General features: G+C 70.2%; 7 protein-coding genes. 6 read left to right on the top strand and 1 reads right to left on the bottom strand.

Features of this window, described 5'->3' with window-relative positions; all coding sequences use genetic code 11:
• The 6 genes from DLJ59_RS01240 to urtE all read left to right on the top strand — a co-directional run.
• Window positions 1–914: substrate-binding domain-containing protein (locus tag DLJ59_RS01240; RefSeq protein WP_124770684.1), on the top strand; the 914-nt coding region annotated here is incomplete at its 5' end.
• Between the two features lie 420 nt (window positions 915–1,334).
• On the top strand, window positions 1,335–2,579 hold the full coding sequence (urtA, locus tag DLJ59_RS01235; protein WP_124770683.1) for an urea ABC transporter substrate-binding protein: 1,245 nt from the start codon (window positions 1,335–1,337) through the stop codon (window positions 2,577–2,579).
• Entirely contained in the window at window positions 2,558–3,532 is a 975-nt protein-coding gene (gene urtB, locus DLJ59_RS01230; protein WP_244235777.1) for an urea ABC transporter permease subunit UrtB, read from the top strand. Before urtA ends, urtB begins: the two co-directional genes overlap by 22 nt.
• Complete coding sequence (gene urtC / locus DLJ59_RS01225) at window positions 3,529–4,710, top strand: urea ABC transporter permease subunit UrtC (RefSeq protein ID WP_124770682.1); 1,182 nt, start codon at window positions 3,529–3,531, stop codon at window positions 4,708–4,710. The genes urtB and urtC overlap by 4 nt, the downstream gene beginning before the upstream one ends.
• Window positions 4,707–5,483 (top strand): urea ABC transporter ATP-binding protein UrtD, encoded by a 777-nt coding sequence (urtD, locus tag DLJ59_RS01220; RefSeq protein ID WP_124770681.1) that lies wholly within the window; start codon window positions 4,707–4,709, stop codon window positions 5,481–5,483. Before urtC ends, urtD begins: the two co-directional genes overlap by 4 nt.
• Complete coding sequence (gene urtE, locus DLJ59_RS01215) at window positions 5,483–6,175, top strand: urea ABC transporter ATP-binding subunit UrtE (protein WP_124770680.1); 693 nt, start codon at window positions 5,483–5,485, stop codon at window positions 6,173–6,175. The genes urtD and urtE overlap by 1 nt, the downstream gene beginning before the upstream one ends.
• 14 nt (window positions 6,176–6,189) lie before the next feature.
• Here urtE and DLJ59_RS01210 read toward each other — a convergent pair whose 3' ends face one another.
• Entirely contained in the window at window positions 6,190–7,065 is an 876-nt protein-coding gene (locus DLJ59_RS01210) for an alpha/beta fold hydrolase (RefSeq protein WP_124770679.1), read from the bottom strand.
• Window positions 7,066–7,234: the final 169 nt, after the last annotated feature.

Below are 7,234 nucleotides of genomic sequence, written 5' to 3'. Positions count from 1 at the left end.
TGCGTCTCGTGCCGGTCGACGGTTGCGAACCGTCGCCCGAGGTGGCCGCCGAGGTCGAGGCGTTGGTGTCGGTGGGGGCCGTGCAGGGGGTGACGGGGTGGCACATCTCCTCGGTGCGTCAGGCGTTGGCGCCCCGCGTCGCACACCGGGTGCCGTACGTCTACACCGCACTCTACGAGGGCGGCGAACGTACCGAAGGGGTCTTCCTGACCAGCGAGACGCCGGACGCCCAGCTGTGGCCCGCGATGCGGCTGCTCGCCGGGGAGCAGGGGGTCCGTCGCTGGTTCGTGGTGGGCAACGACTACGTGTGGCCGCGCCGTACCTCGCGGGCGGCCCAGCGGTACGCGCTGCGCGGCGGTGGGCAGGTGGTGGGCCGGCACTTCCTGCCGTTGGACGCGCACGACTTCACCGAGGTGTTGCGCCGCATCGAACACAGTGACGCGGACGCGGTGTTGATGCTGCTGGTCGGTGCCGACGCGGTGCGGTTCAACCGCGCGTTCGCCCGCTCCGGTCTGGATCAGCGCTGCCTGCGGCTGAGCACCCTGATGGACGAGAACATGCTGTTGGCCAGCGGTGCCGGCGCGACCCGGAGGTTGTACAGCACGGCGGGCTTCTTCGCCGGGCTGGTGACCCCGGAGAACCTCGACTTCCACGGCGAGTTCGCCCGGCGTTTCGGGGTGGAGGCGCCGCCGCTGGGCAGCCTGGGGGAGTCCTGCTACGAGGGCGTCATGCTGCTCGCCGCCCTGATCGCCCAGGCCCGCACCCTCGACGTACGAGCCATCGAGACGGCCGCCGACACGGTCGCCTACCACGGGCCGCGTGGACGCTTGCGGCTGCGTCAGCGGCACGTGCGTCAGCGCATCTACCTGGCAGAGGCGGACGGGTTGGACTTCACTGTGCTCGCCCAACTCTGAACCGGGCGCCGGCAGTCGGCCCACCGGGCCCTTGACAACGCCACCCGATCCCGTCCTAAGATACTTCCTGCGTGAAGTATCTGGCCCTGCGGTCAGCTTTCACCATTGCGTGCCCACCGTCGGCAGATGTGTCCGCCGACCATTGTGGTGGCACTTGTCTCGCATCTTTCCGAACGGCCGGCACCGTTTCCTCCCCACGGTGTCGGCCGTTCTTTCGTGCGTACCCGCAGGTCTATCGGAAACAGTCAATTAAGGACCGGGAAACCTCCGCGCAATCATGCCGGTCGACGCTTTCCCTGCCCATATCCGATCCGGTGCCCCGAACGGCGTCCACCCGTCGGCCTCGGCATCGCCCATCTCAGCTTCATCGGACCGCACCGACCGTCCTTTCGTCACCTGAGTGCATCGCAGGGAGAGTAGATGTCATTATTCCGGGGCCGCCGCATCCTGGCGGGTGCCATGACCCTGGTCGCCGCGGCCGCGATGACCGCGTGCGGCAGCAAGACCACCGACGAGGCGAGCGCGACCGGCGTCACCGCCGACGTCTCCGGCGACACCGTCAAGGTCGGCCTGCTCAACTCGCTCTCCGGGACCATGGCGATCAGCGAGGTCACCGTCCGCGACTCCATCATGCTCGCCGTCGAGGAGATCAACGCGGCCGGCGGTGTCCTCGGCAAGAAGATCCAACCGGTCGGCGAGGACGGTGCCTCGGACTGGCCCACCTTCGCCGAGAAGGCCGAGAAGCTCATCTCCGAGGACCGGGTGGCGGCCGTCTTCGGTTGTTGGACGTCGGCCAGCCGCAAGGCGGTCAAGCCGGTGTTCGAGAAGAACAAGGCGTTGCTGTTCTACCCGGTGCAGTACGAAGGCCTGGAGCAGTCGCCCTACATCTTCTACACCGGAGCGACGACCAACCAGCAGATCGTTCCCGGGCTCGACTACCTCAAATCCCAGGGCGCGAAGTCGGTCTATCTGGTTGGTAGCGACTACGTCTTTCCCCGTACCGCCAACAAAATCATCAAGGCGTACGCGACCGCGAACGGGATGGCCGTGCTCGGCGAGGATTACGCGCCGCTGGGCTCCACCGAGTTCGGCACCATCGTCAACAAGGTCAAATCGTCCGGCGCGGACGCGGTGTTCAACACCCTCAACGGCGACAGCAACGTGGCCTTCTTCAAGGAATACAAGCCGGCGGGCCTGACCGCCGCCTCCATGCCGGTGGTGTCGGTGTCGATCGCCGAGGAAGAGGTCAAGAGCATCGGCACCCAGTACCTGGAGGGCCAACTCACGGCCTGGAACTACTACCAGACCACCCCGGGCGCGGCGAACTCGAAGTTCGTGGCCGCGTACAAGGCGAAGTACGGCGCGGACAAGCCGACCAGCGATCCGATGGAGGCCGCGTACGTCGGCGTCCACCTGTGGAAGGCGATGGTCGAAAAGGCCGGCGCCTTCGACGTGGAGAAGGTCCGCTCCGCCTCGGACGGGATCACCTTCGACGCGCCGGAGGGTCTGGTCACCGTCGACGGCAAGACCCAGCACATCGCCAAGACCGCCCGGATCGGCAAGATCGGCGCGGACGGTCTGATCACCGAGGTGTGGAACTCGGGCAAGCCGGTCGCGCCGGACCCGTACCTCAAGACCTACCCGTGGGCGAGTGGCCTGAGCTGACGACGCCGGCCCGGGCGGGGCGCGCGCCGCCCGGGCCACCCGACCAGCAGTTCGGAGTACCCACCGTGACAGTCCTCTTCGGTCAACTCTTCACCGGCATCAGCATCGGCGCGGTGCTGCTGCTCATCGCGATCGGCCTCGCGCTGACCTTCGGCCAGATGAACGTGATCAACATGGCCCACGGTGAGTTCATCATGGCCGGCGCGTACACCACCTATGTTCTGCAACAGAGCATCACCGGCGCCGGCCTGTCGCTGGTGGTCGCGCTGCCGGTGGCGTTCGTGGTCGCCGGCACCATGGGTGTCCTGCTGGAGGTGCTGCTGATCCGCCGGCTCTACGCCCGGCCACTGGACACTCTGCTGGTCACCTGGGGAGTGTCACTGATGCTGCAACAACTGGCCCGGGACGTCTTCGGCAGCCCGAACGTGCAGACCCGCGCGCCCGAGCTGCTCACCGGCAACGTGGCCCTGCCCGGGGGGCTGACCATCGCCAACAACCGGCTGTTCATCCTGGCCCTGGCGCTGGCCGCCGTCGCGGCGCTCACCCTGGCGCTGCGACTGACCCCGCTCGGGCGTCGGATCCGCGCGGTGGTGCAGAACCGCGACCTCGCCGCGGTGTCCGGCATCGCCACCTCCCGGGTCGACCGGACGACCTTCTTTCTCGGCTCCGGGCTGGCCGGGCTCGCCGGGGTGGCGCTCACCCTGCTCGGCCCGATCGGCCCGACCATGGGCACCAACCTGATCATCGACGCTTTCCTGGTCGTCGTGGTCGGCGGGATCGGCCAGCTCAAGGGCAGCGTGATCGTCGCCTTCGCCCTCGGCGTGCTCCAGGCCACCGGGGAGTACCTCACCACCCTCAGCGTCGCCAAGGTGATCGTGTTCGTGGCGATCGTCGCGTTCCTCCAGTGGCGGCCACAGGGCCTGTTCACCCTGCGGACCAGGAGCCTCGCATGACCGCCGTCACCCCCGCGCCACCCGCCGTGCGCCCGGCACCCGTCGACGCCGTACCGCCGGACCGGCCGGCCGGCCGCGCACGGCTGCGCACGGCGGCCGGCTTCGCCTTCGGCGCGGCGCTGCTCTTCGCCGTCGCGCCGCTGATGTTGTCGGACTTCCGGCTGGCGTTGCTCGCCAAGTACCTCTGCGTCGCCATGGTGGCGGTCGGTATCGGGATCGCCTGGGGTCGAGGAGGGATGCTCACCCTCGGCCAGGGCGTCTTCTTCGGTCTCGGCGGCTACGCGATGGCCATGCACCTCAAGCTCGCCGACGCGGGCCCAGGTGGGATGCCCGACTTCATGCAGCTGTACGGGCAGCTCGACGAGCTGCCCCTGTGGTGGCGACCGTTCGCCAGCCCGTGGTTCGCGCTGCCCGCCACGGTCCTGCTGCCGATGGCGGTCGCCTTCGGGCTCGGCTCGCTGGTCTTCCGCCGCCGGGTGCGCGGCGCGTACTTCGCCATCCTCAGTCAGGCGCTCGCCGCCGCGATGGTGATCCTGCTGATCGGCCAGCAGGGCACCACGGGTGGCACCAACGGGCTCACCGACATCAAGGGCTTCTTCGGCTACGACCTGGACGACCCGGTCAACCAGCGGATGGTGTACTTCATCATCGCCGGAACGTTGCTGGCGTTGCTCGCGCTGACCCGTCAGCTCATCCACAGCCGCTACGGCGAGCTGCTGGTGGCGGTCCGCGACGGTGAGGAGCGGGTCCGCTTCCTGGGCTACGACCCGGCGTCGGTCAAGCTGGTGGCGTACGTGGTCGCGGCCGGCATGGCCGGGTTGGCCGGGGCGCTGTTCGTGCCGGCGGTGGGCATCATCTCGCCGGCGCTGATCGGCATCGTGCCGTCGATCGAGTTCGTCATCGGCGTCGCGGTGGGCGGTCGGGCCACAGTGCTCGGGCCGGTGCTCGGCGCGGTGGCGGTAGCCTGGGCGCGTACCGCCCTCTCCGAGCGTTTCCCGGGCACCTGGACGTACCTTCAGGGGTTGCTCTTCGTGGTTGTGGTGGCGTTCCTTCCCGGCGGCCTGGCGTCGCTGTGGTCGCTGGCCCGCCGCCGTGACGTCGGCGCCCAACCGGCGCGCCGCAGATGGTTGTCGCTGGGCCGACGACGCGTCGAACGGACGGAGGTGCCGGCGGCATGAGCGGCGAGCGGTTGGACGGGTTGTCCGTCCGAGACGTGCGGGTCAGCTTCGACGGCTTCACCGCCGTCGACGGCGTCTGCATGGAGGTGCCCGCCGGTGACATCCGGTTCCTGATCGGGCCCAACGGCGCCGGCAAGACCACCCTCGTCGACGCGATCACCGGCCTGGTCGGAGCCACCGGCTCGGTCCGGTTCGGTGACGAGGAGCTGTTGGGCCGACCGGTGCACCGGATCAGTCGGCTCGGCATCGGCCGGACCTTCCAGACGTCCTCGGTCTTCGAGGAGCTGTCGGTGTTGCAGAACCTCGACATCGCCGCCGGCGCCCGGCGCAGCTGGGCGACCCTCGCCCGCCGCCGCCGGGGTGTCCCCGACGAGATCGCCGCCGCGCTGGAAACCATTGGCCTGACCGAGCAGGCCGGCAACCTCGCCGGGACGCTCGCGCACGGCCAGAAGCAGTGGCTGGAGATCGGCATGCTGCTGGTGCAGGACGCCCGGCTGCTGCTGCTGGACGAGCCGGTGGCCGGGATGAGCCACGAGGAACGCGACGCCACCGGCGCCCTCTTGGAGACGCTGAGCCGGGATCGCACAGTCGTCGTGATCGAGCACGACATGGACTTCCTGCGTCGGTTCGCGCGCAGCGTCACCGTGCTGCACGCCGGCCGGGTGCTCAGCGAAGGCACGGTGACGCAGGTCCAGGCGGACCCGCGCGTGCAGGAGGTCTACCTTGGCCACCCGGTCGACGCCGGGTCGGCCCGCACTGGCCGGGAGGCATGATGCTGACGCTGCGCGGGGTGCACGCCGGGTACGGGCGCTCTCGGGTGCTGCACGGGGTCGATCTGGCGGTTCCGCCCGACGGGGTGGCCGCCGTGCTCGGGCACAACGGTGCCGGCAAGAGCACCCTGCTGCGGGTCGCGGCCGGCCTGCTGCGTCCGAGTGCCGGCACCGTCGAGCTGGACGGTGAGGACGTCACCCGCGCCGGGCCGCACGAGCGGGTGGCGCGGGGGATGGCGTACGTCCCGCAGGGTCAGCAGTGCTTCCCGCACCTGACCGCCGCGGAGAACCTGCGGCTGGTCGCTGACGGCCGGCGCGGCGGGGCGGTGGCCACGGCGGAGGCGCTGGATCTGTTTCCGGCGTTGCGTCCGCTGCTGCGGCGTCGTGCCGGGCTGCTCTCCGGCGGTCAGCGCCAGCAGTTGGCCATCGCCCGCGCCCTGGTCACCCGACCCCGGCTGCTGATGCTCGACGAGCCGACCGAGGGCATCCAGCCGTCGGTGGTCGCGGAGATCCAGGAGCGGATCGTCGAGTTGACCCGGCAGTCCGGGTTCAGTGTGCTGCTCGTCGAGCAGCACCTGGGCTTCGCGTTGCGGGTGGCGGACCGCTACGACGTGCTGGAGTCCGGTCGGGTCACCTCGCACGGCGACGGGGGCGTCACGGCGGAGCGGGAGGTCCGGGCGGCCCTGGCGGTCTGATCGCCGCCACCCGTTCAGGGCTGGAGCCGGGTGAGGAAGTCGCGGACCAGCCGGACGACCTCGTCGAGGTGCGTTTCGAGCAGCCAGTGCCCGCCGTCGAGCAGGTGCAGGTCCGCGTCCGGAAGGTCCCGCAGGTAGGCGCGGGCAGCGCCCTCCGGCATGTACCCGTCGTGCGGCCCCCACACGATCAGGGCGGGCGGCCGGTGGGCCCGCAGGTACTCCTGCTGGCGAGGGAACCAGGCGACGGTGTTGCCCTGGTCGGCGAGGAGCCGCAGCCAGGCGTCCCGCCGCCGCGGATCCGCGACCAGCGCGCCGGAGAGCCGCCACAGGTCCGGGCTCACCCGGTCGGTCAGCCGGTCCGGCAGCTCGCCCAGGAACTCGCGGCGAAAGCCCTCCTCGCTGATCGCCGCAGCCAACTCCTCCCGGCCCTCGTCGCTGGGGTCGCGCCAGAACCGCTTCAGCGGCTCGTACTTGGGCCCGTGCTGGTCGGGGTAGATGTCGCCGTTCTGGATGACGAGGCCGGCGACTCGCTGCGGTGCGGCCATCGCCAGGCGCAGCCCGAACTGGCTGCCGTAGTCCTGGAGGTAGATCACGTAGCGGCTGAGCCCCAGCGTGTCGACGAAGCGCTGGAGCAGGTGAGCGTGGGCGTCGAAGGTGTACGCGAACCGGCTCGGGTCGGGCAGGCCGCTGTACCCGAAGCCGGGGTAGTCGGGCGCGATGGCGCGCCAGCGGTCGGCCAGCGCGGGCAGCAGGTGGCGGAATTGGAACGACGACGACGGGTACCCGTGTGGCAGCAACACGACCGGCGCGTCGGAGGGACCGGCTTCGCGGTAGAAGATCGTGATGCCGTCGACCTCGACCGTTCGGTGCCGTACAACGATGTCGGCCATGACCTCTCCTGACGCGTCACACCGGCGTGGGTGGGTTCCCTCGACCGTGCCAGAAGTCGAGCCGTCGTGCTGCGGCATCGCCGTTGCCGGTCAGGTCCTCGGCGCGGGCCCGGTCGAGTCGCGGATGACCAGCAGGTGCCCGGTGGGGCGGCGGCGGGGGCGGGTGGCT

It is taken from the genome of Micromonospora inaquosa (assembly GCF_003857055.1).
Taxonomy (GTDB): Bacteria; Actinomycetota; Actinomycetes; order Mycobacteriales; family Micromonosporaceae; genus Micromonospora; species Micromonospora inaquosa.
The sequence above is the reverse complement of the archived record's forward strand: the minus strand, read 5'-3'. Positions and strand labels throughout refer to the sequence as shown.

Coding starts and splice junctions, on each gene's coding strand:
- DLJ59_RS01210 (WP_124770679.1), bottom strand. CDS start 7,065: ATGGCCGACATCGTTGTACGGCACCGAACGGTCGAGGTCGACGGCATC.
- urtD (WP_124770681.1), top strand. CDS start 4,707: ATGAGCGGCGAGCGGTTGGACGGGTTGTCCGTCCGAGACGTGCGGGTC.
- urtA (WP_124770683.1), top strand. CDS start 1,335: ATGTCATTATTCCGGGGCCGCCGCATCCTGGCGGGTGCCATGACCCTG.
- urtC (WP_124770682.1), top strand. CDS start 3,529: ATGACCGCCGTCACCCCCGCGCCACCCGCCGTGCGCCCGGCACCCGTC.
- urtE (WP_124770680.1), top strand. CDS start 5,483: ATGCTGACGCTGCGCGGGGTGCACGCCGGGTACGGGCGCTCTCGGGTG.